This is a genomic window from Pseudomonas sp. C11 (assembly GCF_034683865.1).
GTDB lineage: Bacteria > Pseudomonadota > Gammaproteobacteria > Pseudomonadales > Pseudomonadaceae > Aquipseudomonas.
Genome location: NZ_JAWIIP010000012.1, coordinates 141,502 through 168,329 on the forward strand (window position 1 = coordinate 141,502; position 26,828 = coordinate 168,329).

A 26,828-nucleotide genomic window follows, 5' to 3' on the forward strand; every position below is an offset into this window, starting at 1 on the left:
AACGTGAGTCGGTCAGTCCAATGGCGGCACAGGCAGGCCACGCTTGGCATAGAAGGCTTCGACGAAGTCGGCCAATGTACCCTGTCCGATAGCCTCACGCAAACCAGCCATAACCCACTGATAATGCCGCAAGTTATGGATGGTATTGAGCATGCTACCGAGCATTTCGCCGCATTTGTCCAGATGATGCAGATAGGCACGGGAGAAGTTTGAGCAGGTGTAACAATCGCAGGTCGGATCCAGCGGCGAGTCGTCGTGCTTGTGCACGGCGTTGCGGATTTTCACCACACCGGTATCGATGAACAGGTGGCCGTTGCGCGCATTACGCGTCGGCATCACGCAGTCGAACATATCCACGCCACGGCGTACGCCTTCGACCAGATCCTCCGGCTTGCCCACACCCATCAGGTAACGCGGCTTGTCGGCCGGCATCTGCGGCGGCAGGAAATCCAGCACGCGGATCATCTCTTCCTTCGGCTCGCCCACCGACAGCCCACCAATGGCCAGACCGTCGAAGCCGATTTCGCACAAGCCCTCAAGCGAGCGCATGCGCAGTTCTTCATGCATGCCGCCCTGGACGATGCCGAACAGTGCAGCAGTGCTTTCGCCATGGGCGACTTTCGAGCGCTTGGCCCAGCGCAGCGACAACTCCATGGAGCGCTTGGCCACGTCGAACTCGGCCGGATAAGGCGTGCATTCATCGAAGATCATCACGATGTCCGAGCCCAGGTCGCGCTGCACCTGCATCGACTCTTCCGGCCCCATGAACACCTTGGCGCCGTCGACTGGCGAGGCGAAGTACACGCCCTCCTCCTTGATCTTGCGCATCGCCCCCAGGCTGAACACCTGGAAACCGCCAGAGTCGGTGAGGATCGGCCCCTGCCATTGCATGAAGTCATGCAGGTCGCCGTGTTTCTTGATCACCTCCATGCCCGGGCGCAGCCACAGGTGGAAGGTATTGCCGAGAATGATCTGCGCGCCGATACCCTCGATATCACGCGGCAACATGCCCTTGACCGTACCGTAGGTGCCCACTGGCATGAACGCTGGCGTTTCCACCACGCCACGCGGGAAGGTCAGGCGACCACGACGAGCCTTGCCGTCGGTGGCGAGCAACTCGAAAGACATGCGGCAAGTGCGCGACATACTCAAACCTCGGGTCCGCGCGCGGCGGGATTGCGGGTGATAAACATGGCATCACCGTAACTGAAGAAGCGATAGTCCTGAGCCACGGCCTCGCGATAGGCCGCCATGGTCTCGGCGTAGCCAGCGAAGGCCGACACCAGCATCAGCAGGGTCGACTCGGGCAAATGGAAGTTGGTAACCAGGGCATCGACCACATGGAACGGGCGGCCCGGGTAGATAAAGATGTCGGTGTCACCACTGAATGGCTTGAGCTGACCATCACGCGCCGCCGTTTCCAGGGAACGCACGCTGGTCGTCCCCACGGCAACCACTCGCCCCCCACGCGCACGGCAGGCGGACACGGCCTCGACCACATCCTCACCGACCTCCAGCCACTCGCTGTGCATGTGATGGTCTTCGATGCGCTCGACCCGCACCGGCTGGAACGTGCCCGCGCCCACGTGCAGGGTGACGAAGGCGATGTCCACACCCTTGGCGCGAATCGCCGCCAGCAGCTCGTCATCGAAATGCAGCCCGGCGGTGGGCGCCGCCACGGCGCCGGCCTTCTGCGCATAGACCGTCTGATAACGCTCGCGGTCAGCCTCGTCGTCCGGTCGATCTATATAGGGGGGCAACGGCATATGCCCGACCCGCTCCAGCAGCGGCAGAACCGGCTCGGCGAAACGCAACTCGAATAGCGCATCATGGCGAGCCACCATCTCGGCCTCACCACCGCCCTCGATCAGGATGCTCGACCCCGGCTTGGGCGATTTGCTCGCTCGCACATGTGCCAGGACTCGGTACTGGTCGAGCACACGCTCAACCAGAATCTCCAGCCGACCACCGGATGCCTTCTGGCCGAACAGGCGCGCCGGTATCACGCGCGTATTGTTGAACACCATAAGGTCACCGGAGCGCAATTGCTCCAGCAGCTCGATGAACTGCCCGTGGCGCAGCGCACCGCTCGGCCCATCGAGCTGCAACAAACGACTGGCGCGGCGCTCGGCAAGAGGATGGCGAGCGATCAGCGTTTCAGGGAGATCGAAGTGAAAGTCGGTAACACGCATGGCGGATGGGGAGTGATTCTGCAGGGCGGCGAAGCTTACCGGATTTCGCCCTGCGCGGCCATGCGCGCCTGCTCCCTGGCCTCTTCCGGTGACAGGTAGCGGGTGAGGATGCGCCGAATGCTGCCATCCTTGTGCAAACCGCTTATTGCAGCGTTCAAGCCATCGAGCCACTGCGCCTGATCACGATGCAGTCGAATCCGCAGCTCGGAACGATTGATCACGGGGCCCTCCTCGACCTGCCAGCGTGGCGACTCGAACTGCCCGCGAGTTCTGCGCAGATAATGCCACTCCAGGCGATCGACGATTCCGGCCTCACTGCGCCCCTGCGCGACGTTGTAGACCAGGGCCAAGGCATCGGCACCGTCGCTGCGCTGAAAATATTCGCTGCCGGCATAGCCATAGCCACGAACCGTGGCTATGGAGCGCCCGCGCAGATCCTCAAGACGCTGATAGCCAAAAGCCCGACCGGGTGGAAACAGCAACATTTCCTGGGCTTCCAGTACCGGAATCGACCAGAGCGAGACCTCGGCCTGCTCCGGAGAAGAACGCCAAGCCCGACTCACACAGCACTCCAGTTGCAACTGCCCCTGGCGGAACAGCTTCTGCGCGCGCAACGGCGGCAGCGGATGACTGGCCTCGAGCTGCACCGGCATCCGCTCGCGCAAGGCCTGCATGACCTCCTGCAGAATACCTCCGACCTGCCCATCCTCGACGATCCAGTAAGGCGTCCAGCTCTCGTCAGTGACGGCATAGGTCAGCGTGTCAGCCAGCAGCAACGTTGGGCATAGCCCAAGCAGCACCCCGCAGATAGCCTGCCGCAAGACTCTCGCCACGCCCACTCCTTAAGACTCTTCGCTTCGACACGTGCGCAGAGTATCAGCGCCCTCGATGATGCGCGCCACTCTGCTAGCAACCCTCGTACCTTGGCCCGACTTGTTGCTGCACAGCACCAGGAACACGCCAAACGACACAGACTGCAGCGCCGATTGACCCGCGCCAGGCGCATCCCTATACTGCGCCGCCAATGTGCCCCGGTGGCGGAATCGGTAGACGCGGCGGATTCAAAATCCGTTTTCGAAAGGAGTGGGAGTTCGAGTCTCCCCCGGGGCACCATCACCTTCTCGCGGCTCGCAATGAGCCAGCGTCAAAGCTTTTCTGCAACGTCTCGACAAGGCTCGTCGACCCCACTCAGACCCCTGGCGCAGCAGCGCTGACAGGGGGTTGGCAATCGCGCAAAAGTTAGCGTAGAGTGACTGAACTGTTTGCATGGGTCGCTGTGAATCGTGACTCAGGTGCGGCAGATCGTCAGATCCGCTACATCCCGCTCGACTTCTATTACTCCTTGCAACCAGTCTCAGTCCTCCGTGCGATTTCGCTGGAGGCTGTCATCAACTACTAGTTTCAAGGAAAAAGACATGTCGAATCGTCAAACCGGCACCGTCAAGTGGTTCAACGACGAGAAGGGCTTCGGCTTCATCACCCCCGAAAGCGGTCCGGATCTGTTCGTGCACTTCCGCGCTATCGAAGGTAACGGCTTCAAGAGCCTGAAAGAAGGCCAGAAGGTCAGCTTTGAAGCCGTGCAAGGCCAGAAAGGCATGCAGGCTGACAAGGTTCAGGTAGTCAGCTAAGACTTCCTTAGAAACCCCTGATGGCAACATCAGGGGTTTTTTATTTCCTCGTCGCTGTCGCGGTTAGAATGATGCGCTTGAACATTACAGCGAGCTCATCATGCCGAGTCACCAGCTACGCCCACAGGGCGACTTCCCCACTGCCGGTCTGATCCGCCGACTGGCTGCCATCTTCTACGATTTCCTTCTATGCGTCGCTCTGGTGATGGTGGTCACGCTGATCTACCAACAGGGCCTGTTGCGCCTGATCTACGGTAGCGAACAGCTCATGGCGATGTCCCAGGCAGGCGCCCTCGATCGCGATCCACTGCTGGCCAGCCTCGCCCTTCTGAGCCTGTTCGGCTTCTTCGCCAAATTCTGGACCCACAATGGCCAGACGCTCGGCATGCAAGCCTGGGGGCTGCGCATCCAGAACGCCGACGGCACGGCCATCGACCTGTGGCAGGCACTGCTGCGCTTCGTGGTCGCCATCGGCTCCTGGCTGTTCGCCGGGCTGGGCTTCCTGTGGATGTTGTGGGACAAGCAGGGCCGCACCTGGCATGACGCCTACTCGAACAGCCGAGTGGTGCAACTACCCAAGAACGTGCACAAGAAATAGCGCATCGCCGAAATGAAAAAGCCGGTTCAAGGAACCGGCTTTTTCATGCTCGTCCGAATCATCCGGCTCGTCGCAACAACCAGACGCCAGCCAAGGCACAGATACCTGCCGGCACCAGCACCGCCAGCAGAGGCGAGAAGCCGAACACCAGGCTGGAAGGCCCCAGCAGATCCTGGGCAATGCGGAAGACGAAGCCCACCAGCACACCGGTGAACACGCGCTGCCCCAGGGTCACCGAACGCAGCGGGCCGAAGATGAACGAAATCGCCATCAGCACCAGCGCGGCCGTGACCAGCGGCTGCAATACCTTGCTCCAGAACGCCAGCCAGTAACGGGCATTGTTCAGGCCCTGATCCGCCAGATAGTGGATGTATTGCCACAGCCCGGTGACCGACAGGGTTTCCGGCTCCATCACCACGGTACCCAGCAGTTGCGGATTGAGCTCGATGTCCCAGGCCTCTTCGTCCTGCTTGCTGACCTCGGAATGGTCGGCATACAGATGCGTGGTTGCCACATTGCGCAGCAACCAGTGCCCATCCTTGTACTCGGCACGCCGGGCAAAACTGGCGGACTGCAGGCGGCGCTCGTCGTCGAAGCGATAACGCGTCACACCGAGCAGCACGCCGTCGGCGCGCACCACGTTGATATGCACGTATTCCTGACCCTGACGATGCCACATGCCGCGCTTGGAGCTTTGCGCCTCGGCGCCGCCCTGGGCAATGGCACGACTGGTCTGCGCCTGGCTCTCGCTCCAGGGTGCCACGTACTCACCTATCAGAATGCCGACCAGCAGCAAAGCCAGCATGGGTTTCATCACGGCCCAGACGATACGCCCGATGGACACACCGGCCGCACGCATGACGGTCAATTCGCTGTTACTGGCCAGCGAGCCGAGACCGATCAGGCAGCCGATCAGTGCCGCCATCGGCAGCATCTCGTAGGCGCGGCGCGGCGCGGTCAGAAAGACGTACCACAGCGCCTGAGGCAGACCGTAATCACCCTTGTTCAGATCCCCCAACTCATCGATGAAGGCGAACAGCAGCGCGAGCCCAAGAATGATGCCCAGCACTGCCAGAATGGCGATGAATACCTGAGCGCCGATATAACGATCCAACTTAGCCATGGGCCACCTCCGACACGCGACGGCTGGCCCACCACAGGCTCAAACGTTCCCAGTAAAGCAGCACCAGGCCGATGGCCAGGAAGATCAGGTGCACCCACCACAAGCCCAGCGCCGGCGGCAGCTTGCCCTTGTCGAGCGCGCCACGAGCGGCGATCAGCAAGCCCAGATAGGCCATGTAGAGGAAGATCGCCGGCAGCAGCTTGAGGAAGCGGCCCTGGCGCGGATTGACCTTGGACAACGGCACGGCCAGCAGCGTGACCACGAATACCAGCAACGGCAGCGACAGGCGCCATTGCAGCTCGGCCTGCATCACCGGATCGTCGTTGCCGAACAGATCGCGGGTCGGGATCGCCTCGCGCTCGTTGGCTTCGATGGCCACTTCCGGCTTGGGCAGCAGCACGCCATAGGTGTCGTAGCGGATGGCGCGGTAATCGGCCTCGCCCGGCTCGCCGTCGTAGCGATAGCCGTTCTCCAGAATCAGGTAACGGCTGCCGTCCGGGCGAATTTCCTGGCGACCGCTATCAGCGACCAGCACGGTAATACCACGCTCGGAACGGCCGTCGGCAGCGAAGCGCTTCTCCGACATGAACACGCCGCGCAATTCGGTGCGATCCGGCGACAGCTCCTGCGAATAGGTCACCCGCGAACCGTCGCGCAGCGACTGGAAGCGCCCGGGCACCAAGGTATCGAGTTCGGTCAGGGCATCCTGCTCACTGAGAATACGCGCCACACCGGCGACGCCTTGCGGCGCCAGGCCCATGCTCAGCCAGCCAACCAGCAGCGCTACGACCAGTGCAGGCGCCATGCTGTAGGCCGTCAAGCGCTGCTGACTGACACCAGTGGCCGACAGCACGGTCATCTCACTGTCGAGATACATGCGCCCGTAGGCCAGCAGAAAGCCGAGAAACAGCCCCAACGGCAGGATCAACTGCAGGAAACCGGGAATCCGGTAACCCATGATCAGAAACAGCACGCTCGGGTCGAGCACGCCCTGCGCCGCCTGGGCCAGGTACTTGATGAAACGACCGCTCATGATGATCACCAGCAGCACGGCACTTACCGCACTGAGGGTCACCAACACTTCACGGGACAGATAACGGAAGACGATCAAACCGGACGCTCCAGGGTTGTCAGGCTCAGGCGCGAGCGCTCAAACTAGCCGCACCTACTTGCCGGCCCACCACAAGGTAGGCCCTCGAAAAATGGCGGCCATTATCCGTCAAACCCGACTCTTTGTCTTGGGGACAGCTCATTATGGAAATCCTCGTCAAAAGCACCCGCCCGGAAACCCTGAAGACCGCAACCCTGGTCGTCACCATCGGCGAAGGCCGTAAGCTCGGTGACGCCGCCAAGGCTGTCGACCAGGCCAGCGGCGGCGCACTGAGCGCCGTACTCAAGCGCGGCGACCTCGCCGGCAAACCGGGCCAGACCCTGCTGCTGCACAGCCTGCCTGGCCTCAAGGCCGAGCGCGTGCTGCTGGTAGGCTGCGGCAAGGGCGATCTATCCGACCGCCAACTGCGCAAATTGGTTGCCAGCGTGCACGGCGTGCTCAAGGGTCTGGGCGGCAGCGATGCCCTGTTGGCCCTTGGCGAGCTCAAGGTCAAGGGCCGCGATGCCTACGGCAAGACTCGTCTGATCGCCGAAACCCTGGCCGATGGCAGTTACCTGTTCGAACAGTTCAAGAGCAAGAAGAGCGACCCGCGCGCGCTGAAGAAGATCACCCTGGCCGTCGACAAGGCCGAGCAGGCCGATGCCGAGCGAGCCCTGCAACATGCTCTTGCCATCGCCAGCGGCGTGGCCTTCACCAAGGATCTGGGCAACCTGCCGCCAAACCTCTGCCACCCCAGCTACCTGGCGGAAGAGGCCAAGGCCCTGGGCAAGGCGCACAAGAACCTCAAGGTCGAGATCCTCGACGAGAAGAAGCTCAAGGAACTCGGCGCCGGCGCCTTTCTCGCCGTGGCCCAGGGCAGCGAACAGCCGCCACGTATGATCGTCATGCACTACCAGGGCGGCAAGAAGGACGAGAAGCCCTTCGCCCTGGTCGGTAAAGGCATCACCTTCGACACCGGCGGCATCAGCATCAAACCGGCTGCCGGCATGGACGAGATGAAGTACGACATGTGCGGCGCCGCCAGCGTGTTCGGCACGCTCAAGGCCGTGCTCGAGCTGCAACTGCCGATCAACCTGGTGTGCCTGCTGGCGTGCGCCGAGAACATGCCCAGCGGCCGCGCCACTCGCCCGGGTGACATCGTCACCACCATGAGCGGGCAGACCGTGGAGATCCTCAACACCGACGCCGAAGGCCGTCTGGTGCTGTGCGACACCCTGACCTACGCCGAGCGCTTCAAGCCGCAGGCGGTGATCGACATCGCCACCCTCACCGGCGCCTGCATCGTCGCTCTGGGCAGCAATGTTTCCGGCCTGATGGGCAACAACGACGCGCTGATCAAGCAGATCCTCAAGGCAGGCGAAAGCGCCGACGACCGCGCCTGGCAACTGCCGCTGTACGACGAGTATCAGGAGCAGTTGGACAGCCCGTTCGCCGACATCGCCAACATCGGCGGGCCGAAGGCCGGCACCATCACCGCCGGTTGCTTCCTGTCGCGCTTCGCCAAGAACTTCCACTGGGCGCACCTGGACATCGCCGGCACCGCCTGGATCAGTGGCGGCAAGGACAAGGGCGGTACCGGCCGACCGGTACCGATGCTGACCCAGTACCTGCTGGATCGCGCCAAGGTCTGATGCTGCAACCGGGCCATGCCCGTGTAGGAGCGGCTTCAGCCGCGATCATTCGCGATGCAATCGCGGATGAAGCCGCGCCTACAACATCCAGCCCATTACCTTCCAACCGTTGAAAACCGAATGCCCAGAATCGAGTTCTACGTCCTCTCCTCCAGCGATGCCGAAGGTCGCCTGCGCGCGGCCTGTCAGTTGGCGCTGAAAGCCTGGAGCGCCGGCTTGCCGGTGTTCGTGCGCGGCAGCGACGAGGCGCAGTGCGGCGAGCTCGACGAGATGCTCTGGCGCTTCAAGGCCGAACGTTTCGTCCCCCATGATCTGCATCGCGACGCACCGCTGTCGCCCGTGGCGCTGGGTATCGACGAAGTGCCGAGTACCGAGCAAGGCGTCTTGATCAACCTCGGCAGCAGCCTGTCGCCGCACGTTGAGCGCTTCGCCCGCATCATCGAGATCGTCAACCAGCAGCCCGAACTGCTGAGCGCCTGTCGCGAGAATTTCCGCGCCTATCGCCAGCGCGGGTATGATCCCAAGCGCGTCGAACTTTAGTCTCCGCCTGCGCTCACAACACAGGTTCTCCCTGCCCTTTTTCCTGCTGCGCCGATCGCCATGGACACCCCAAAGCCACCGCAAAAACCTGCTCACCTGCTGCACGACCTGGAGTCGATTCGCGAACTGCTGGGCGACAACAGCGGCGAGCTACCACTGCTGATCGACTCGCTCGATCCAGACAGCATCCCCGTGCTCTCGGATATCGTCAGCGCGCCACCCGGCCCGCCGCCGCCGTTCCACGAGTCGCCAATGGCCAAGCCGAGCACCGCGCCGCAGCCTGCCACGGCCCCAAGCCCACTGCGCGAGCGCATCGAGCCGCGCCTGCACGACAGCGCGCGTGACTTGCAGCACCTCAACGGCGAGCTGCGTGCCGCTGCGCAACTGATCCTGCAGGACGTGATCGACGACTTCGTGCCGCAGATCGAAGCCGAACTCAAGCGCCGTCTAGAAGCCCGCCTGCCGCGCCTGCTGCCACCGCGCAAGCCCTGAGCCGCCAGCATTGGCCTGGCGGGTTGCACCCGCCCTACTCCTGTGGGTGCCCCACCCGGGGCGAGTGATTGGCAGCAAAAATCAAAAACTACGCCCCGAGGCAGGGCGGCTCATTGGCCAGCCAGCCTGCTGCGACGCCTTAAATGGCGGGTTGCACCCGCCCTACAGCCGAGGCTTATGGCTTGGCACCGAGAAGCGGTATACTTGCCGGCTTTTCCGATCAGCCGTCACAAGGGTCCCGCCGCGCATGGACAAGACCTACCAGCCGCACGCCATCGAATCCAACTGGTACCAGAACTGGGAGCAGAACAACTACTTTGCCCCCCAAGGTAGCGGTGAGCCGTACACCATCATGATCCCGCCGCCGAACGTCACCGGCAGCCTGCACATGGGTCACGGCTTCAACAACGCCATCATGGATGCGCTGATCCGCTTCCGCCGCATGCAGGGCCGCAACACCCTGTGGCAGCCGGGCACCGACCACGCTGGTATCGCCACGCAGATGGTGGTGGAGCGCCAGCTCGCCGCGCAGGGCATCGGTCGTCACGACCTGGGCCGCGAGAAATTCCTGGAGAAGGTCTGGGAGTGGAAGAACCAGTCCGGCGGCACCATCACCCGCCAGATCCGCCGCCTGGGTTCGTCGGTAGACTGGTCGCGCGAGCGTTTCACCATGGACGACGGCCTCTCCGAAGCGGTGAAGGAAGCCTTCGTCCGCCTGCATGAAGACGGCCTGATCTACCGCGGCAAGCGCCTGGTCAACTGGGACACCAAGTTCCACACCGCCATTTCCGACCTGGAAGTGGAAAACCACGACGAGAAAGGCTCGCTGTGGAACCTGCGCTACCCGCTGGCCGACGGCATGAAGACTGCCGAAGGCAAGGACTACCTGATCGTCGCCACCACCCGCCCGGAAACCATGCTCGGCGACAGCGCCGTGGCCGTGCACCCGGAAGACGAACGCTACAAGGCGCTGATCGGCAGCTACGTCGAACTGCCGCTGCTGGGCCGCCGCATCCCGATCATCGCCGACGATTATTGCGACCCCGAGTTCGGCACTGGCTGCGTGAAGATCACCCCGGCGCACGACTTCAACGACTATGAAGTGGGCAAGCGCCACAACCTGCCGCTGATCAACATCTTCGACAAGAACGCCGCCGTGCTGGCTCAGGCTCAGGTGTTCAACCTCGATGGCAGCGTCAACGAGCAGGTCGAAGCCAACATTCCGGCACAGTTCGCCGGCCTGGATCGCTTCGAAGCGCGCAAGCAGATCGTCGCCGCCTTCGAGGCCGCCGGTCTGCTGGAGAAGATCGAAGATCACGCGCTGAAAGTACCGAAGGGCGACCGTTCCGGCACCGTCATCGAGCCGTGGCTGACCGACCAGTGGTACGTCTCCACCAAGCCGCTGGCCGAGAAAGCCATCGCCGTGGTCGAGAATGGCGAAATCCAGTTCGTGCCCAAGCAGTACGAGAACATGTACTTCAGCTGGATGCGCGACATCCAGGACTGGTGCATCAGCCGTCAGCTGTGGTGGGGCCACCGCATCCCGGCCTGGTACGACGAAGCGGGCAACGTCTACGTCGGTCGCGACGAAGCGGAAGTACGCGCCAAGCACAACCTCGGCGATGCCGCCCTGCGTCAGGACGAAGACGTGCTCGATACCTGGTTCAGCTCCGGCCTGTGGACCTTCTCCACCCTCGGCTGGCCGCAGCAGACCGACTTCCTCAAGACCTTCCACCCGACCGACGTGCTGGTCACCGGCTTCGACATCATCTTCTTCTGGGTCGCCCGGATGATCATGCTATCGACCCACCTGACCGGGCAAATTCCGTTCAAGACCGTCTACGTGCATGGTCTGGTGCGTGACGGCCAGGGGCAGAAGATGTCCAAATCCAAGGGCAACGTGCTCGACCCGCTGGACATTGTCGACGGCATCACCCTCGACGAACTGCTGGAAAAACGCACCAGCGGCATGATGCAGCCCAAGCTGGCCGAGAAGATCGCCAAGCAGACCAAGGCCGAATTCCCGGAAGGCATCGCCAGCTACGGCACCGATGCCCTGCGCTTCACCTTCTGCTCGCTGGCCACCACCGGCCGCGACGTGAAGTTCGACATGGGCCGCGTCGAGGGTTACCGCAACTTCTGCAACAAACTGTGGAACGCCGCCAACTTCGTCATCGAGAACACCGATGGCCAGGACACCGGTGTGAATGGCGAAGAAGTCGAGCTGTCCTCGGTGGATCGCTGGATCATCAGCCAACTGCAGCGCACCGAAGCCGAGGTCACCCGTCAGCTCGACGCCTTCCGCTTCGACCTGGCAACTCAAGCCTTGTACGAATTCGTCTGGGATCAGTACTGCGCCTGGTACCTGGAGCTGGTCAAGCCGGTACTGTGGGACGAGAACGCGCCGCTCGAGCGCCAGCGCGGCACCCGCCGCACCCTGGTGCGCGTGCTGGAAGTGATCCTGCGCCTGGCTCACCCGTTCATGCCGTTCATCACCGAAGAAATCTGGCAGCGCATCAAGAGCCAGGCCGGTGTGCAAGGTGAAACCCTGATGCTGCAGCCCTGGCCGGTGGCCAACGAGAGCCGCATCGACGCAGCCGCCGAAGGCGACATCGAGTGGGTCAAGCAACTGATGCTCGGCGTACGGCAAATCCGTGGCGAGATGAAGATCTCCATGGCCAAGCGTATCGACATCATCGTTGCCAACGCTTCGGCGGAAGATCAACGCCGTCTGGCTGACTTCGAGCCGCTGCTGAACAAGCTGGCCAAGCTGGAATCGGTACGCGTGCTGGCCGCCGGTGAAGAAGCGCCGATGTCCGCCACGACCCTGGTCGGCGAGATGGAAGTGCTGGTGCCGATGGCCGGGCTGATCGACAAGGACGCCGAGCTGGCGCGCCTGGACAAGGAAATCGCCCGTCTCGACGGCGAGGTCAAGCGCGTCGGTGGCAAGCTGAGCAACGAAGGCTTCGTCGCCAAGGCCCCGGCCGAAGTGCTGGAGAAGGAACGCGCCAAGCTGGCCGAGGCCGAGCAGGCCCTGGCCAAGATGGTCGAGCAGCGCGGTAAGATCGCCGCGCTCTAAGCAGCACGCGTGAAGAAAGCCCGCCCCGCAAGGAGGCGGGCTTTTTTATGCCTGCGATTAATCGGCCAACCTTGGCAGAACCGCCACTTAGCTTGCTTGCAACGCCGTTGCGACAATCAGGGTCTTCCCTTTTACAAGCTGTTTCAGGCATCTTCCACCGCCTACCGACCTCAGCCCCTCGATAAGAAATAAAAGGCGGATTCTCCATGTATGCGTTGATGGCAGTCGTGTTCGTCCTCGGTTACCTGTGTATTGCCCTGGAGCATCCACTCAAGGTCGACAAGGCCGCCTCGGCGCTGCTTACCGCCGTTATCGTCTGGACATTGCTGGTGATGGGTGCCGACACCATCCTGCCGATGATCGGCTCCGGCACGGCGGGCTCGAGTACCAACACCCATCACGCCATCGAGGAACTGCGCCACCACCTGGGCGAGATCTCCGAGATTCTGTTCTTCCTCATGGGCGCCATGACCATCGTCGAACTGATCGACGCGCATGAGGGATTCAAGGTCATCACCGACCGCATCCGCACCCACAAGCGCGTGCATCTGTTGTGGCTGGTCGGCCTGATCACCTTCTTCCTGTCCTCGGCGCTGGACAACCTGGCCACCACCATCGTGATGATCTCGCTGCTGCGCAAGCTGATCGCCGATCAGCACGAACGCTGGTTCTATGCCGGCATCGTGGTGATCGCGGCCAACGCCGGTGGCGCCTGGTCGCCGATCGGTGACGTGACCACCACCATGCTGTGGATCGGCGGCCAGGTCACCGCCAGCGGCATCGTCGTCAAGCTGTTCCTGCCCAGCCTGGTCTGCCTGGTGGCCCCGCTGATCGTCATGAGCTTCATCCTGCGCGGCGAGATCGAGTCGCCACGCCTGAGAGAGAGCGACGAAAGCCGCCGCGATCCGACCAGCCCCTTCGAACGTAATCTGGTGTTTGGCCTCGGTCTCGGCGCGCTGATCTTCGTGCCGGTGTTCAAGACCATCACCCACCTGCCGCCTTACATGGGCATTCTCTTCGGCCTCGGCGTGCTCTGGGTGGTGACCGAAATCATCCACCGCAGCAAGAACAGCGAAGAAAAGGATCCGCTCTCGGTGGTCGGCGTACTGCGCCGCATCGACATCACCAGCGTGCTGTTCTTTCTCGGCATCCTGCTGGCGGTCTCCGCGCTGTCCAGCGCCGGCCACCTGATCCAGGTGGCGACCCTGCTCAAGGACAGCCTGGGCAACGTCTACAGCATCGCCCTGTCCATCGGCATGCTCTCGGCGGTGGTGGACAACGTGCCGATGGTCGCCGGTGCGATGAAGATGTATCCGCTGATCAGCCCCGAGGCACTCACACTGGCGGCCAACACCAGCGAGCTGCCCTGGCTGAGCAACTTCGTGGTCAACGGCAATTTCTGGGAAATGCTCGCCTACTGCGCCGGCACCGGCGGTAGCTGCCTGATCATCGGCTCGGCCGCCGGCGTGGCGGCCATGGGCATGGAGAAGATCAACTTCATCTGGTACCTCAAGCGCATCAGCGGCCTGGCGCTGCTCGGCTACCTGGCCGGCGCGGGCACCTACATCGGCCTCGCCCAACTCTGAAAGGAACGACACGGATGTCCAGCCCGATCCAACTGCAATTCGAATCCACCCTGCCCATCACGCCGGACACAGCCTGGCGCTGGATCACCGACGTCGACCTGCTGCGCGCGGAAATGCGCCCCTGGCTGCGCATGAGCTTCCCGCCCGGCGTCCGCTCCCTCGACGACCTCACCCTCGTATCAGGACGCCCGCTGTTCACCAGCCACCTCTGGCTGCTCGGCTGCCTGCCCATGGGCCACTCTCACCTCACACTGGAATCCCTCGAACCCGGCCACGGTTTCGTCGAATGCTCCCCCATGACCGGCATGCGCCTGTGGCGCCACGAACGCACCCTGCATGCCGTCGAAGGCGGCGTACGGCTCTGCGACCGGTTGACCTTTGAGCCCTACCTGGCAGCTACGCTGGTTCGCACCCTCACCCGTTTCTTCTTCAATCAACGCCACCGGGTACTCCGGCACCGAGCCACCGCCACGGATTAGCGCCCCAGCCCCTGGCTCGACGCCCCCTCGCCTGCCTCGACAAGGACCTGCCATGGAAATCAGCAAGACCCGCACCAGCTTTTACCGCCGCCTCTACGTCGCCTGGCTGATCGACAGCGGCGCAGCGACCAGCGTACCGGCGCTGATGGAGGCCACCGGCATGCCTCGGCGCACCGCACAGGACACCCTCGCCGCCCTGGCAGAGCTGGATATCGACTGCCAGTTCGAGCAGGGCGAAGGCGAGCGCAACAATGCCGGGCACTACCGCATCCGCGACTGGGGGCCGTTCGACAAGCGCTGGATCGCCGCCAACCTGCAGCAGATCAAGGCCACGCTGGGTTATCCCTGAGATAATCGCGTCCCTGTTTACCGGGAAGTGCGATGAATCCTGATCTGTTCTGGGTGCTGGGCCTGCTGGCCGGCGCCGTTACCCTCTTCGTCATCGGCAAGCCACGCATGGACGTGGTCGCCCTGCTGGTGCTGGTCGCCCTGCCATTGACCGGCGTGCTCGACCTGCAACAGACCCTGGCCGGTTTCAGCGACGCCAACGTCATCCTGATTGCAGCGCTGTTCATCATCGGTGATGGCCTGGTGCGTACCGGCATCGCCTACCGCTTGGGCGACTGGCTGGTGGCCAGGGCCGGCAGCAGCGAGACGCGCCTGCTGATCCTGCTGATGCTGGCGGTGGCCGGCCTGGGTTCGGTGATGAGTTCGACCGGTGTGGTGGCGATCTTCATCCCCGTGGTGCTCGGCGTTGCCGCGCGCCTGCGCATCGCCCCGGCGCGCCTGATGATGCCGCTGGCCTTCGCCGGGTTGATCAGCGGCATGCTCACCCTGGTGGCCACGCCGCCGAACCTGGTGGTACATGCCGAGCTGCGCCGCGCCGGGCTGGATGGCTTCGGCTTCTTCGCCTTCACCCCCATAGGCTTGAGCATTCTGGCGCTCGGCGTCGGCTACATGCTGCTGGCGCGGCGCTGGCTGGTACGCCGCGAAGCAGGAAACGCCGAACCGCCACGCCTGACCCTGGCCGATCTGGCCGAGCGCTATCGCCTCAGCGAGCGCGAACGGCGCCTGCTGGTGCGCGCCGATTCACCGCTGGCCAACCAGGTGCTCAACGAGCTGCAACTGCGCCGCGAGCACGGCATCAACGTCATCGCCATCGAACGCCGCCAGCGCCTGCGCACCCTGCTGCTGATGGCCAGCGGCAATACCCAGCTGGAGCCAGGCGATGTGCTGCTGGTGGACATCGCCAGCCCCACCATCGGCCTGCTTGGCAGCTACCAGGCGCTGGGCCTGGAACCCATGCCGCTGCCGCATTCGTATTTCAGCCTGCACGCCCATGAACTGGGCCTGGCCGAAGTGGCACTGCCGCCGGAGTCGCAACTGCCAGGCAAGACCATCCAGGAGCTGGGTTTTCGCTCGCGGCACAAGCTCAACGTGGTCGGCCTGCGCCGCCAGGGCCAGGCGCTGGAAGGCGTGCTGGTGGACGAAAAACTCAAGGCCTCCGATACCCTGCTGGTGGCCGGTGCCTGGCGCGACATCCACCGCTTGCAGGGGTTGAGCCGCGATTTTCTGGTGCTCAGCCTGCCGGCGGAAGTGGCCGAGGTGGCACCTGCTGCGCGCAAGGCGCCCTACGCGTTGCTCAGTCTGGCGGTGATGGTGGGTTTGATGGTCAGTGGGCTGATGCCCAATGTGCAGGCCGCGCTGATCGCCTGCCTGCTGATGGGGGCATTTCGCTGCATCGATCTGGACAGCGCTTACCGCGCCATCCACTGGCCAACGCTGATCCTGATCGTCGGCATGCTGCCCTTCGCCCAGGCGTTGCAGCAGACCGGTGGCGTCGAACTGGCGGTACAGGGACTGGTCGGTGGCCTCGGTGATGCCGGGCCACGGTTGATCCTCGCCTGCCTGTTCGCCCTGACGGCGGTAATTGGCCTGTTCATTTCCAACACCGCCACGGCGGTGCTGATGGCGCCGGTGGCCATTGCCACCGCGCAGGCGCTGGACGCTTCGCCGCTGCCCTTCGCCATGACCGTCGCCCTGGCCGCCTCGGCGGCGTTCATGACGCCGATTTCCTCGCCGGTGAATACCCTGGTGCTCGGCCCGGGTCAGTACCGCTTCGGCGATTTCGTGCGGGTCGGCGTGCCCTTCACCCTGCTGGTGATGATCGTCAGCGTGGCGCTGGTGCCGCTGCTTTTTCCGCTCTGAGCGCTTGTGGCGGGTTGCACCCGCCCTACAACGCGCGCCTACGCCCATGCTTTTTGCTGGCAGTGCGCACCCAGCCCGACTATGGGAAAATCCCGCGCCCGCCAGATCAGATGACCACCATGTCGCAACCGCCCAAGCGCCCCCGCAAGCCCGCACCTGCTGCCGTGAAGACGGCACCGGCCAAGGGTGAGCTGCACCCACGCAATCGCCACAAGGGGCGCTACGACTTTCCTGCGCTGATCAAGGCAAGCCCCGAACTGGGCAACTTCGTCATCACCAACCCCTATGGCAAGCCGAGCATCGACTTCGCCAACCCGGCGGCGGTCAAGGTGTTCAACCGCGCGCTGCTGCGTCAGTACTACGGCATCGCGCACTGGGATATCCCGGAGGGTTACCTGTGCCCGCCGATTCCTGGCCGCGCCGACTATCTGCACAACCTCGCCGACCTGCTGGCGAGCGACAACGACGGGCAGATTCCACGCGGTGAACAGGTGCGTGCGCTGGATATCGGCGTCGGCGCCAACTGCATCTACCCGCTGATCGGTCGCTGCGAATACGGCTGGCATTTTCTCGGTGCCGATGTCGCAGCCGCCGCACTGGACTCGGCACGCGCCATCGTCGACGGTAACCAGCAACTGAGCGGCGCCATCGAACTGCGCCAGCAAAGCAACGCCGAGCACATCTTCGTCGGCCTGCTGCGCAGCGACGAGCGCTTCGACCTGACCCTGTGCAACCCGCCCTTCCACACCAGCGCCGCCGAAGCCAGCAGCGGCAGCACACGCAAGTGGCGCAACCTCGGCAAGCTCGACCCGAAACGCAAACTGCCGGTGCTCAACTTCGGCGGTCAGGCGGCCGAGCTGTGGTGCCCGGGCGGCGAAGCAGGGTTTCTCAAGCGCATGACCAGCGAAAGCGCGCAAGTGGCCGAGCAGGTGTTGTGGTTCAGCAGCCTGGTGTCGAAAGGCGGCAACGTCGAACTGCTGCAAGGCTGGCTGGCCAAGGCCGGTGCGGCCGAGGTACGGATTCTCGGCATGTCCCAGGGGCAGAAACAGAGCCGTCTGGTAGCCTGGACGTTCAAGGATGCGCAAGCGCGCGCCATATGGCGTCAGAGCCACTGGCGTTGAGCCAATCCAGCAGGCTGATTTGTGGGAGGGGCTTTAGCCGCGACTCTTTAAGTTAGGCAAGGCGTATACGCGCAGCAGTACGCCACCACGATCCATTAACCACCACCAACGGCGGACTGTTCGCTTAGGCTCCTGAGTCCGCCCTACCGCGCTACGCCATCATTACCAAGGCACCCAGCCGCCCAGGCCCAGCCAGAGCCCTGCAACGGCCATGCTCAGCAGCGTCACCGGCACACCACTACGCGCATAGTCGACGAAGCCCAGGCTCACGCCCTGACGCTTCGCCGCTTCGGCGACGATCAGGTTGACCACGCTGCCGATCAGCAGCAGGTTGCCGGCCAGCGTGGACATCACCGCCAGGCCAATCAACACCGAATGCGGCAACTCCGGCATCAGCCCGAGCAACAGCACAACGAAGGGCACGTTGCCGATCAGGTTGCCGGCCACCAGCGAAGACGCCGCCAGCGACCAGACGTCCTGCGGCAGCACGCCATGCTCGGCCAGCCAAGCCGTCCCTTGCGCCAGTTGCGGCAACTGCAGCGCCGCGCCACTGACCAGGAACAGCCCAACGAACAGCAACAGCAGATTCCAATCCACCTTGCTCACATAGTCGCGGCTGTCCACGCGGCGCGACACCATCACCAATACCGCAATCAGCAGCGCCGACAGTTCGCGCGGCAGCGCCGTGGCGAACAACCCCAGCAATGCCAGGCTGGCCAGCAGCGGCTTGAGGTAACTGCGCGCACCATAGATATGCTCCACCGGCGTATCGCCGGCCTTCAGCGGCCGTGGCTCGCCCCAGCGGTGGTGCCACTGCAGCCAGATCACGGCATAGACGATAGACATGGCTGCCAGCGCGGGCGGCCCGGCCACCGCGACATAGCCCCAGAAATCCAGCCCACCGGCCTGGCCGATGAGGATGTTCTGCGGATTACCGATCAGGCTGGCCGCCGACCCGGCGTTGCACGACAACGCCAGCGCCAGCAGGAAGGGCCTAGGTTCCAGGCCACGTTGATGCAGGCTGCGGCACAACAGCGGAGTCAGGGCGAAGGCGACGATATCGTTGACCAGAATCGCCGACAGAAAGCCGCCCAGCAGCACCACTCCAGCCAACAAAACCGCCGGGCGTTCGGCATGCTCGGTCAGGTAGCGGTTGAGCCAGGCGTACACGCCGGAAAAGTCGAACTGCGCGGAGATCAGCATCAGCGCCAGCAGCAACAACAGCGCGCCAGGGTCGAGATGATGCGCCGCATCGTCCATGCTCAGTGCACCGCTGACCAGCAGCAGCACCGCAGCGCTGCAGGCGATCCAGCTACGGTCGACGCGAAGCCCGCGCAATCCGCCAGCGGCCATGCCGAGATAGGTGAAGGTAAACAGGCCGATGGTCAGCCAGGAGGCGAAGGTCATGCAGGCACATCCAAGGATGGGAAAGGCGCCAGCACTCTAGCCGTAGATCGAGCGTGGCGGAATGCTTGTTCACCTGTCACAGCTAAAGCCCCTCCCACATGGGACTCCCAGGCCCGGAATGTGGGAGGGGCTTCAGCCGCGACCGTATCAGCGAATGAAGCCCCGGCTGACCTCGCGAAACACATCCGTGCCCGCCTGCTCCAGCCATTCGAAGGCGACCATCTCACGCGAGACGATTACCGCACCGGCACGCTCCATACGGGCCAGGCCCAGGGCCTTGTCGCGTGGCCGCCGCGAGCCGACGGCCTCGTCCACCACGAACACCTCGCGCCCAGCGGCCAACAGGCCCATTACCGTCTGCAGCACGCAGACATGGGTTTCCGTGCCGCAGACCACGAACTGCTGGCGGTCACCACCAGGCAAATCGAACACCCCGGCCCCGGCAGTTGCCGAGAAATGAATTTTCTCGCGCAGCCCGTCACCCGGCAGCAGTTCGTGCAGGCTCGGTTCGGTGTAACCCAGCCCCTTGGGATACTGCTCGGTGGCGATCACCGGCACCTGCAGACGCTGCGCCACCTGCACCAGCCAGGCGGCCTGCTCGACCACCGCCGCCCCGCCGTCGATGGCCGGCAACAGCCGCTCCTGCAGATCGATCACCAGCAGGGTGGAATCCTTCGCTTGCATCAGCATCACTACGCTCCTTCCTTCACCGCAAACCGCGCGTCGAGCCGGCTGTAGCCGAGGCCGACGCCCTTGTGTACCCGCAATTGCACGGGAATGCGCTCCTTCATCGCCTCGACGTGGCTGATCACGCCGATGGTCTTGCCGCTGGCGTTGAGGTTGTCCAGGGCATCGAGCGCCACTTCCAGGGTTTCGCCATCCAGCGTGCCGAAGCCTTCGTCGAGAAACAGCGAGTCGATGCTGGTCTTGTGGCTGACCAGATCCGACAGCGCCAACGCCAACGCCAGGCTGACCAGAAAGCTCTCGCCACCGGACAGCGTGCGGCAATCGCGCGCCACGTCGGCCTGCCAGGTATCGCGCACTTCCAGCTCAAGCTCACCGCTGCTCTTGCGCGCCAACTGGTAACGCCCGTGCAGGCGCGTCAGTTGGCGGTTAGCCAGGTGGATCAGGTGATCGAGGGTCAGGCCCTGGGCAAATTTGCGGAACTTGGCGCCATCGGCCGAACCGATCAGGCCATTGAGTTGCTGCCACAGGCGATGCTCACCCTCTTGCACGGCGATCTCGGCGAACAGCGCCTGCTGGCTGTTGCGCCGCGCCTCATCGGCCTGCAATTGCGCGCGCAGCTCGCCCTGGCGTTCGCTCAGGCCACGCAAACGCTCTTGCAATGCCTGAATCTGCTCGGCTAGCGCCTCCAGGCTCAAATCGGTTTGCGCTTCGGCCTGCAGGCGCTGCAACTCTGCCTGGGCTGCGGCCAGCAGGGTCGTGGCCTGGGTGTACGCCCGTTCGAGATCGGCCTTGAGCTGCAGCAAGTGCTGGCGTTCGTCTTCGGACAGTACGGCCGTTTCAAACGCTGCCTGATCGGCGAAGGGGCTGCTGGCCAGCGCCTGTTGCCAGGTCTGCAGGCAGTTTTGCAGCCGTTGCTGTTCGCGCGCCAGCAAGGCGATCTGGGCCTGTTCGCTGCCGGCAAGGCCATCGCGTTCACGCTGAGTGCCGACCAGCCGCTCGGCCGCCTCGCGCAGTGCCTGCTGCGGGTCGGCGGCCGGTGCGGGAGCCTCCAGGCTCGGCGCCCCCGCCTCCTGCCAACGCTGCAACCATTGCTCGGCCTGCACCTGGGCTTCGTCCAGCTGTCGCTGTGCCTCGCGTGCGAGTTGCAGCAACTGCTGCTCGCGAGCCTGTGCCTGCTGCCAGGCTTGCCAGGCGGCTTTCTGCTGCGCCAACCAGCCTGCACTGTCGGCCGGCAGCTCGCTGGCGAAGCCTTGCAGACTAGCCAGCAATACCTGAATCAACTGCGCCTGCTCGGCCTGCAAATCACTCAGTTGAGTCTGTTGCTCAACCAGGCGCGCCTGGGTGTTGTCCAGATCGCGACTGAGCAATGCCTGCTGCCGCTCGGCCTCGGCCTGCTCGCGTTCGCCCTTTTCACGTACCTCGCGCAGGCGCTGCAGTTCGGTTTGCTGCGCCTGCACGGTTTCCAGGCGTGCTTGCAGCGCCGCCAGTTCGTGCTCGTGCTGCTGTTGCAGAACGGCCAACTCGGCAATGTCCTGCAGACGGATGTCATGCTCGTTCAGTTGTTGCTGCCACTGCTGGTTCAGCGGCAGCAATTGCGCCTCGGCCTGCGCCTGTTGCGCCTGCACCTGCTCGATCTGCGCGGCCAGACGGGTCAGTTCATCACGCAGATTGGCGCCCTGGCTTTCCAGCTCGCTCAACTCACTGCGGCACTGCGCCAGCGCCTGTTCGGTAGCGGAGACGTTCAGCGCCTGGTATTGGCTGATCGCCGGATGATCGTGCGAGCCGCACAGCGGGCAGGCATCGCCAGGCTGCAGGCGGGCGCGATGGGCCTCCAGATCCTGAATTCGTTGTTCCTGCTCTAGCAGCTTTTCCTTGTCGGCGACCTGCTGCTTGGTGGACTTGTAGCGCTCGCGCAGGGCATTGATCTCTGAGTTCTTACCGCTCTGCAGTGCGTGCAGCTCGGCCAGCCGCGGCGGCAGTTCGGCCAGTTGGGTATTTAGCGCCTCGCGGCTATGCGCCAGTTGCTGCAGCCGATCAAATACCCGGCTGCGTGCTTGCAGACGCTGCCAGTTCTGGCGCAAGCCGGCCTCTCCCGACTCACCCAGCAGCGCCTCCACGGCGCCCTGTTGCTGCACCTCGGCATCACGCGCTTGCTGCACCTGCTGCTGCAATGTCGCCAGACACACGCCCTGCTCTTCACGCTGGCGCTGCAACGTCGTCAGTTGTGCGGCGGATTCGCTCAGGCGCGTCTGCGTCGTCTGCAGCGCTTGCACGCCCTTTGTCCGCTGTGCAAAACGCTCGTCCCAGCCACTGAGCAATTCGCCCAGTCGCGCATTCTGGCTGCGCTCGCCCAGCCATACCTGCACCTCGGCGTGCTGATGCTGCACCTGAGTCAGGGCGGCCTGGCGCTCGTCACGCCAATGCGTGGCATGGCAGCTGGCCTGCCATAGCGCCCGTCGCTCGCGCTCGGCGCAGGCCTGCATCTGCTCGCGTAGCGTGAGAAGCCCTTGTTCAGCCTGCCGGCAATCGTGCTGCGCCTGCTGCCAGGCCTGGTGCAATGGCAGCAGGCGTGCGGCAGGCTCACTGGCTGCGAGGCGCTGCAGGTCATCGGTCGCTGCGACCTGACGCTGACGGGCCTGCTCCAGCCCTTGCTCTGCCTCGCCGGCTTGTTGCTCGGCACGCAGCAGCGTCTCCCGCCAACGCTGCCCGGCCAGCAGCGTCTGTTGTTCGCTCAGCAGCGGCGCCTGCTCCTGCGCCAGACGCTCGGCTTCGGCCTGTAATTCGGCGCGTTGCGCTTCGTCCAGCAACTCCATACCTTGAGCGCGGCTTTTCAGCAGGCCCAGCGCCTGTTCGGCAGCCTTGGTGCGCTCATAGACCTGCTGGGAAATCTGCCCGTAGACCTCGGTGCCGGTCAGCTCCTCCAGCAACTCGGCACGCTGATTGGCATTGGCTTCGAGGAAGGCGGCAAAACCGCCCTGGGCCAGCAGCATGGACTTGGTGAAACGCTCGAAATCCAGGCCGGTCAGCTCGGCGGTGAGCTGTTCCTTCTCGCGAATCTTGTCGGTAAGAATTTCGCCATCGGCGATACGCGCCAGTTCCACCTTGGGCGCCTGCAGCGCACCATCGATTTTGTCGCGCGCGCGGCGCTGGCTCCAGAAGGCGCGGTAGCCCTGCCCCTTCACCTCGAACTCGACCTCGGCCAGGCAGTCGGCAGTGTGCCGGGTCATCAGCTCGTTGCCACTGGCCGACAACGTGCTCATACGCGGCGTGCGGTGGTACAGCGCCAGGCAGATGGCATCGAGCAAAGTGGTCTTGCCCGCACCGGTCGGCCCGGTGATGGCGAACAGGCCGCTACCGGCGAAGGGCTCGGCGGCGAAGTCGATCTTCCATTCGCCCTTCAGGGAATTGAGGTTCTTGAGGCGCAGGCTGAGGATTTTCATGCACAGGTCGTAAGCCGTTGAAGGCGGTCATTCTGGCATATCGACGATTCAGTCGCGGCAATAGCCCTCACCGCTGCGTACGGTCAGGCAGTCGTGCTTGTCCAGCAGCCACTTCATGCCGGTGGCTTCGCCGTCGGTGGCACGGATGCTCTCCACCACGCCGTCACGGACGAAAACGATCTGCCCATCCTGCGCGCGGCCGACAAAGCGCCGTGGGCCGTCAAGATTGGCGATGGTCAGGCGGTAGTCGGCGGGCGTGCCGGTGATGTCCAGGTAGGTGCCCTCCGGCCCGTTCCAACGGCCCAGCCATTGCTCGCTCACCTTGGCATCCTGCTCGTGGGCGGAGCTGGTACAGCCGGCCAATAGGGGAATGGTCGCAGCCGCGAGAAGAAGGTGTGACGCTCTTTGCATGACGCTCTCCACTGGAAGAGTTGTAGCGATTTCGCCCCTACCGCTCATGAGCGGTTCAGGCCTGTGCTGAGAGTGTCTCGATACGATCGCGGCCGTTGGCCTTGGCGCAGTACATCGCCTGATCCGCGCGTTCCATCAGGCTGTCGAGAGTTTCTCCAGGGCGATATTCAGCAATGCCAAAGCTGGCGCTCTTGCGTTGCACGCGGTCGAAGGCGAAACCGTTGATGCGCTTCTGCAGCGCCTGCATGGCACGCTCGGCATGCACCGCGTCGATCTCTGGCAGGATGATCAGAAACTCTTCGCCACCGAGCCGGCCGACCTTGTCAACCACTCGTACGCCGTCACGCAACAGGCCGGCGAACTGACGCAGCACGCTGTCGCCCACGGCATGACCATGGGTGTCGTTGACGCTCTTGAAGTGGTCGATATCGATCAACACCACTGAGAATGGGGTGCCGTAACGATTGGCCCGTGCCACTTCCTCGATCAGAAAATGCAAGGTACGCGAGCGGTTCCACAGCCCGGTCAGGCTGTCGATGCTGGCGCTCAGCGCCAGACTGTCCTGATGCAGGAACATGCGTTTATGTGCCTTCTCCAACAGAAAGGCGCTGAGCAGGCCGAAAGAAACCGACGCTAGAATCCAGATCAGGTGCAGGCGCTGCATGCCGGGTGTCAGCGAGTGTTCCAACGTAACCAGCAGGATCGCCGCCAGAGAAACCAACGACGTGAGCATCGCGCGCTTCAGCGTGAGGCCGGAGATGGCGAAGGTCCACATCAGGTTGAGGTAAATCTCCGGCGCGTAGAAGGCAAAGCGCGGCGAGCCGAAGTTGAAGTAAAGGTTGGCCAGTACCGAGACGATTGGGGCCGCAGTGAGCAACGCCAGCATCAAGGGCTGTCGGCGTGGCTGGAAACTCAGCAATCCGATACTCAGCAACGCCGCAGGCACCAGCAACGCATGGATGATCAGCCGCGCGAAGGGCTGATCGGTCTCGACGTTCTGCTCGATGACGGCATAGATGAGGTACAACCCGGTAGTAAGGAACGCCACGTAGCGGATCTGCGGAATCTTCGCCTGCAGGTACCAACAGGCGAACGCCTGCCGAGTCGCCTCAGGCACTCCATACAAAGGGTCAAGCGCACGCAACAAGGCGTTGAACAACGGCAATTTCGCTCCCCTGTCGAAAAGCCACCATTCACAGCATAGAACGCTTGTCGCACAGAGTGCGATGTGAGCCGCATCCTTGAGGCGTCGTCAAAGCACGCCAACGAGATTGATCCGCGCCTGTGCCTCATGACGCGCCCGGAAATGATCCGTGCTGTAGATGGTCGAGCGCGCCAGAAATGACTGGAGAATCTTGCGCCGCTTCATTCGGTAGACGAAACCCGGCACCCAGGCGTACTCGGCGCGCACCTGAACGTCATACTCGGCAAAGCGCGCCGGCGTGGCGCCGAGGATGGCCAGGTCGATATCCACCAACAATTGCTCATCCGCCTCGCTTGGCGTCGCATCATGCTGGGTCACCATGATCAGTCGCTCGACACGCTCCAGCGTCGCCTGACTGGCCTGACAGCTCGCCAGCACCCGGCAGGCCCAGTCCGCGCTCTGGCGCTCATTATCCTTGCCGCGCACATCGTAGATGGCGTCATGAAACCATAGCGCGATGGCCACCTCGCCAGGCTGCTGCGCCAGATGCCGCACCTGCTCGAAATGCGCCAGGCACTCATGCAGGTGCTGCAGTGAGTGGTAGTACCGCTGAGGTTCTTCGTAGGCACGGACGAGTTGGTCGAACAGGCCGGACGGCGGCTGGAGGCCAAGGTCTGACCAGCCGCGGGCCCAGGATGCGGGGAGAAGAGTCATTGAGGCGATCGATGGCCGTTTGGTTAAGGGCCGGGTTTTAGCCCGTCCCAGTGAACGAAGCAAATGGTTTTAACCATTTGTGATGCACCGAATTATTGGACATCAACTAGCGAAGTAAATTGCCATGCTTGCAGCAGCCCCGATAGCAAAGGAGCAAAAACCATAAGCAAAACCATTTAGCATAGTAAGCATGGGGTTCTTTTTAAGAAGAATAAGCCCAGCCATTGAGCTTATGATCGCGCCAGGCAACAGAAAACAAATATGAATCAACCCTAGCAACCCTTGATTTATTTGTTGCTGCCAGTAGAAAAACAAGAAAAACGATACCTGCAAGGCCAAAGCCATTCCGCTACAAATGCCGGTGGCTATTCCGAGGAAATAATTCGCACCCACTATGATTGCAGGCAACAGGAAATAATACCAAAGGCCTATGTAGAGATAGTCGCCATTCAATATAACGATGATTGGAGCCGCTACTGAAATAATACATGCGACTTTAATGTCCTTTTCCATGAAAACATTCCGTTTTTTTGCGATGCATAAAGCTTGAGCTAACCGGCGAGCAAAAGCGCAGCTTTTGCGAGTTCAGAATGATGATCACACAGATCGACTGAACGCTTGCCCCCCCCGCTGCGCGAACTACAGAATGGCTAGGGCGGTAGCGCCCAAAACAGGCCGGATATTCGAATGTAACCGCGCTGACGACAGGTGCAAAAGCAACGCTTTGCGCACTACTTGTGGGGAGACTTCGTATACACATTGTTAGACACATTGCCGCAGGTTGTTAACGTAAACGACTGCCGTCGGGGTTCCTTGCCTCTTCATCGCGGCGCGTCGGGTAGAAGTCTTTTTTCTCGTTTAGCTCATAGAAAAGGATGCCATGAATTCCCATTGCTTCCTTCTTGGGCACTCGACGTGCCCATATGCGTTCAAACGCTAGATCAAGCTCCCTAGTGCTACCACGCTCATAGACTTCGTCGATAAATGCGATGTCTTTGCCTTCAGGGAATATCAACGAAAACTCATCGTCTGTAGCCGAGAAAATATCATATACGGCATTTATTGCACTGTCGATGACCTGGATATTTTTCATAAGCGCCTAACGTTTGGTTAAGGGGCGGGTTTTAGCCCGTCCCAGTATGCGCAGCGAACGATTTGAATGCTGTAATGGACTCTCCCCACACCACAGTTCTATACCAAGATGTCGAGGTTTTCTGAGCGGGAGAGTCGTTATGAA

24 protein-coding genes and 1 tRNA gene are annotated in these 26,828 nt (G+C 62.8%); 12 read left to right on the top strand and 13 right to left on the bottom strand.

The genetic code is table 11. The features are described 5' to 3' along the window. Positions 1 to 12: 12 nt before the first annotated feature. Genes tgt through VC352_RS19325 form a run of 3 tightly spaced genes read right to left on the bottom strand, consistent with a single transcriptional unit; the run spans position 13 to position 3,025 of the window. Positions 13 to 1,128 carry a tRNA guanosine(34) transglycosylase Tgt gene (gene tgt, locus VC352_RS19315; RefSeq protein ID WP_322981161.1) on the bottom strand — a complete coding sequence of 372 codons (1,116 nt, stop codon included), beginning with the start codon at positions 1,126 to 1,128 and terminating at the stop codon, positions 13 to 15. Between the two features lie 20 nt (positions 1,129 to 1,148). Next, a complete protein-coding gene (queA, locus tag VC352_RS19320) occupies positions 1,149 to 2,192 on the bottom strand; it encodes a tRNA preQ1(34) S-adenosylmethionine ribosyltransferase-isomerase QueA (RefSeq protein ID WP_322981134.1) in 1,044 nt (347 codons plus the stop codon). Positions 2,193 to 2,227: 35 nt separating this feature from the next. Further along, positions 2,228 to 3,025 carry a substrate-binding periplasmic protein gene (locus VC352_RS19325; protein ID WP_322981135.1) on the bottom strand — a complete coding sequence of 266 codons (798 nt, stop codon included), beginning with the start codon at positions 3,023 to 3,025 and terminating at the stop codon, positions 2,228 to 2,230. 195 nt (positions 3,026 to 3,220) lie between these two features. Here VC352_RS19325 and VC352_RS19330 point away from each other — a divergent pair. The 3 genes from VC352_RS19330 to VC352_RS19340 all read left to right on the top strand — a co-directional run bounded on the left by VC352_RS19330 (position 3,221) and on the right by VC352_RS19340 (position 4,418). Next, positions 3,221 to 3,305: transfer RNA gene (locus tag VC352_RS19330), tRNA-Leu, on the top strand. A 302-nt stretch (positions 3,306 to 3,607) separates the two neighbouring features. After that, a complete protein-coding gene (locus tag VC352_RS19335) occupies positions 3,608 to 3,820 on the top strand; it encodes a cold-shock protein (RefSeq protein WP_159971059.1) in 213 nt (70 codons plus the stop codon). Positions 3,821 to 3,920: 100 nt separating this feature from the next. Continuing rightward, positions 3,921 to 4,418, top strand: coding sequence for an RDD family protein (locus VC352_RS19340; RefSeq protein ID WP_322981136.1), 498 nt, complete (start codon positions 3,921 to 3,923; stop codon positions 4,416 to 4,418). A gap of 58 nt (positions 4,419 to 4,476) precedes the next feature. Here the strand turns inward: VC352_RS19340 and lptG are convergent, their stop codons facing one another. Both lptG and lptF read right to left on the bottom strand, forming a co-directional pair. After that, the gene (gene lptG, locus VC352_RS19345; protein WP_322981137.1) at positions 4,477 to 5,541 is read right to left on the bottom strand and encodes an LPS export ABC transporter permease LptG; all 1,065 of its coding nucleotides are present in this window, start codon (positions 5,539 to 5,541) and stop codon (positions 4,477 to 4,479) included. Beyond that, positions 5,534 to 6,652 (bottom strand): LPS export ABC transporter permease LptF, encoded by a 1,119-nt coding sequence (lptF, locus tag VC352_RS19350; RefSeq protein ID WP_322981138.1) that lies wholly within the window; start codon positions 6,650 to 6,652, stop codon positions 5,534 to 5,536. The genes lptG and lptF overlap by 8 nt, the downstream gene beginning before the upstream one ends. 143 nt (positions 6,653 to 6,795) lie before the next feature. Here lptF and VC352_RS19355 point away from each other — a divergent pair, with 143 nt between their 5' ends. From VC352_RS19355 to rlmF, 9 genes are all read left to right on the top strand, one after another. Continuing rightward, entirely contained in the window at positions 6,796 to 8,283 is a 1,488-nt protein-coding gene (locus VC352_RS19355) for a leucyl aminopeptidase (protein ID WP_322981139.1), read from the top strand. A 120-nt stretch (positions 8,284 to 8,403) separates the two neighbouring features. Beyond that, a complete protein-coding gene (locus VC352_RS19360; RefSeq protein WP_322981140.1) occupies positions 8,404 to 8,823 on the top strand; it encodes a DNA polymerase III subunit chi in 420 nt (139 codons plus the stop codon). Between the two features lie 60 nt (positions 8,824 to 8,883). Continuing rightward, positions 8,884 to 9,315, top strand: a complete 432-nt coding sequence (locus VC352_RS19365) for a DNA polymerase III subunit chi (RefSeq protein ID WP_322981141.1) — start codon at positions 8,884 to 8,886, stop codon at positions 9,313 to 9,315. A 247-nt stretch (positions 9,316 to 9,562) separates the two neighbouring features. Then, positions 9,563 to 12,394, top strand: coding sequence for a valine--tRNA ligase (locus VC352_RS19370; RefSeq protein WP_322981142.1), 2,832 nt, complete (start codon positions 9,563 to 9,565; stop codon positions 12,392 to 12,394). A 206-nt stretch (positions 12,395 to 12,600) separates the two neighbouring features. Beyond that, positions 12,601 to 13,980: a sodium:proton antiporter NhaD gene (gene nhaD / locus VC352_RS19375; RefSeq protein WP_322981143.1), complete on the top strand. Its 1,380-nt coding sequence runs from the start codon at positions 12,601 to 12,603 to the stop codon at positions 13,978 to 13,980. Positions 13,981 to 13,994: 14 nt separating this feature from the next. Further along, the gene (locus VC352_RS19380) at positions 13,995 to 14,459 is read left to right on the top strand and encodes a hypothetical protein (RefSeq protein WP_322981144.1); all 465 of its coding nucleotides are present in this window, start codon (positions 13,995 to 13,997) and stop codon (positions 14,457 to 14,459) included. Positions 14,460 to 14,511: 52 nt separating this feature from the next. Continuing rightward, positions 14,512 to 14,808 (top strand): winged helix-turn-helix domain-containing protein, encoded by a 297-nt coding sequence (locus tag VC352_RS19385; RefSeq protein WP_322981145.1) that lies wholly within the window; start codon positions 14,512 to 14,514, stop codon positions 14,806 to 14,808. 32 nt (positions 14,809 to 14,840) lie between these two features. Continuing rightward, on the top strand, positions 14,841 to 16,667 hold the full coding sequence (locus VC352_RS19390; RefSeq protein ID WP_322981146.1) for an SLC13 family permease: 1,827 nt from the start codon (positions 14,841 to 14,843) through the stop codon (positions 16,665 to 16,667). A gap of 119 nt (positions 16,668 to 16,786) precedes the next feature. Further along, complete coding sequence (rlmF, locus tag VC352_RS19395) at positions 16,787 to 17,788, top strand: 23S rRNA (adenine(1618)-N(6))-methyltransferase RlmF (RefSeq protein WP_322981147.1); 1,002 nt, start codon at positions 16,787 to 16,789, stop codon at positions 17,786 to 17,788. Positions 17,789 to 17,950: 162 nt separating this feature from the next. Here rlmF and VC352_RS19400 read toward each other — a convergent pair whose 3' ends face one another. The 8 genes from VC352_RS19400 to VC352_RS19435 form a co-directional block, all read right to left on the bottom strand. Beyond that, positions 17,951 to 19,195, bottom strand: a complete 1,245-nt coding sequence (locus tag VC352_RS19400; protein ID WP_322981148.1) for an SLC13 family permease — start codon at positions 19,193 to 19,195, stop codon at positions 17,951 to 17,953. A gap of 147 nt (positions 19,196 to 19,342) precedes the next feature. Further along, on the bottom strand, positions 19,343 to 19,885 hold the full coding sequence (locus VC352_RS19405; RefSeq protein WP_322981149.1) for a hydrolase: 543 nt from the start codon (positions 19,883 to 19,885) through the stop codon (positions 19,343 to 19,345). A gap of 2 nt (positions 19,886 to 19,887) precedes the next feature. Further along, positions 19,888 to 23,322, bottom strand: a complete 3,435-nt coding sequence (locus VC352_RS19410; protein WP_322981150.1) for an AAA family ATPase — start codon at positions 23,320 to 23,322, stop codon at positions 19,888 to 19,890. A gap of 48 nt (positions 23,323 to 23,370) precedes the next feature. Then, entirely contained in the window at positions 23,371 to 23,733 is a 363-nt protein-coding gene (locus VC352_RS19415; RefSeq protein ID WP_322981151.1) for a hypothetical protein, read from the bottom strand. Positions 23,734 to 23,788: 55 nt separating this feature from the next. Beyond that, positions 23,789 to 24,898 (bottom strand): GGDEF domain-containing protein, encoded by a 1,110-nt coding sequence (locus VC352_RS19420; RefSeq protein ID WP_322981152.1) that lies wholly within the window; start codon positions 24,896 to 24,898, stop codon positions 23,789 to 23,791. An 87-nt stretch (positions 24,899 to 24,985) separates the two neighbouring features. Next, positions 24,986 to 25,591, bottom strand: a complete 606-nt coding sequence (locus VC352_RS19425; RefSeq protein ID WP_322981153.1) for an N-methyl-D-aspartate receptor NMDAR2C subunit — start codon at positions 25,589 to 25,591, stop codon at positions 24,986 to 24,988. A 102-nt stretch (positions 25,592 to 25,693) separates the two neighbouring features. Then, positions 25,694 to 26,104, bottom strand: coding sequence for a hypothetical protein (locus VC352_RS19430; RefSeq protein ID WP_322981154.1), 411 nt, complete (start codon positions 26,102 to 26,104; stop codon positions 25,694 to 25,696). Between the two features lie 271 nt (positions 26,105 to 26,375). Beyond that, a complete protein-coding gene (locus tag VC352_RS19435) occupies positions 26,376 to 26,684 on the bottom strand; it encodes a hypothetical protein (RefSeq protein ID WP_322981155.1) in 309 nt (102 codons plus the stop codon). Positions 26,685 to 26,828 lie beyond the last annotated feature (144 nt).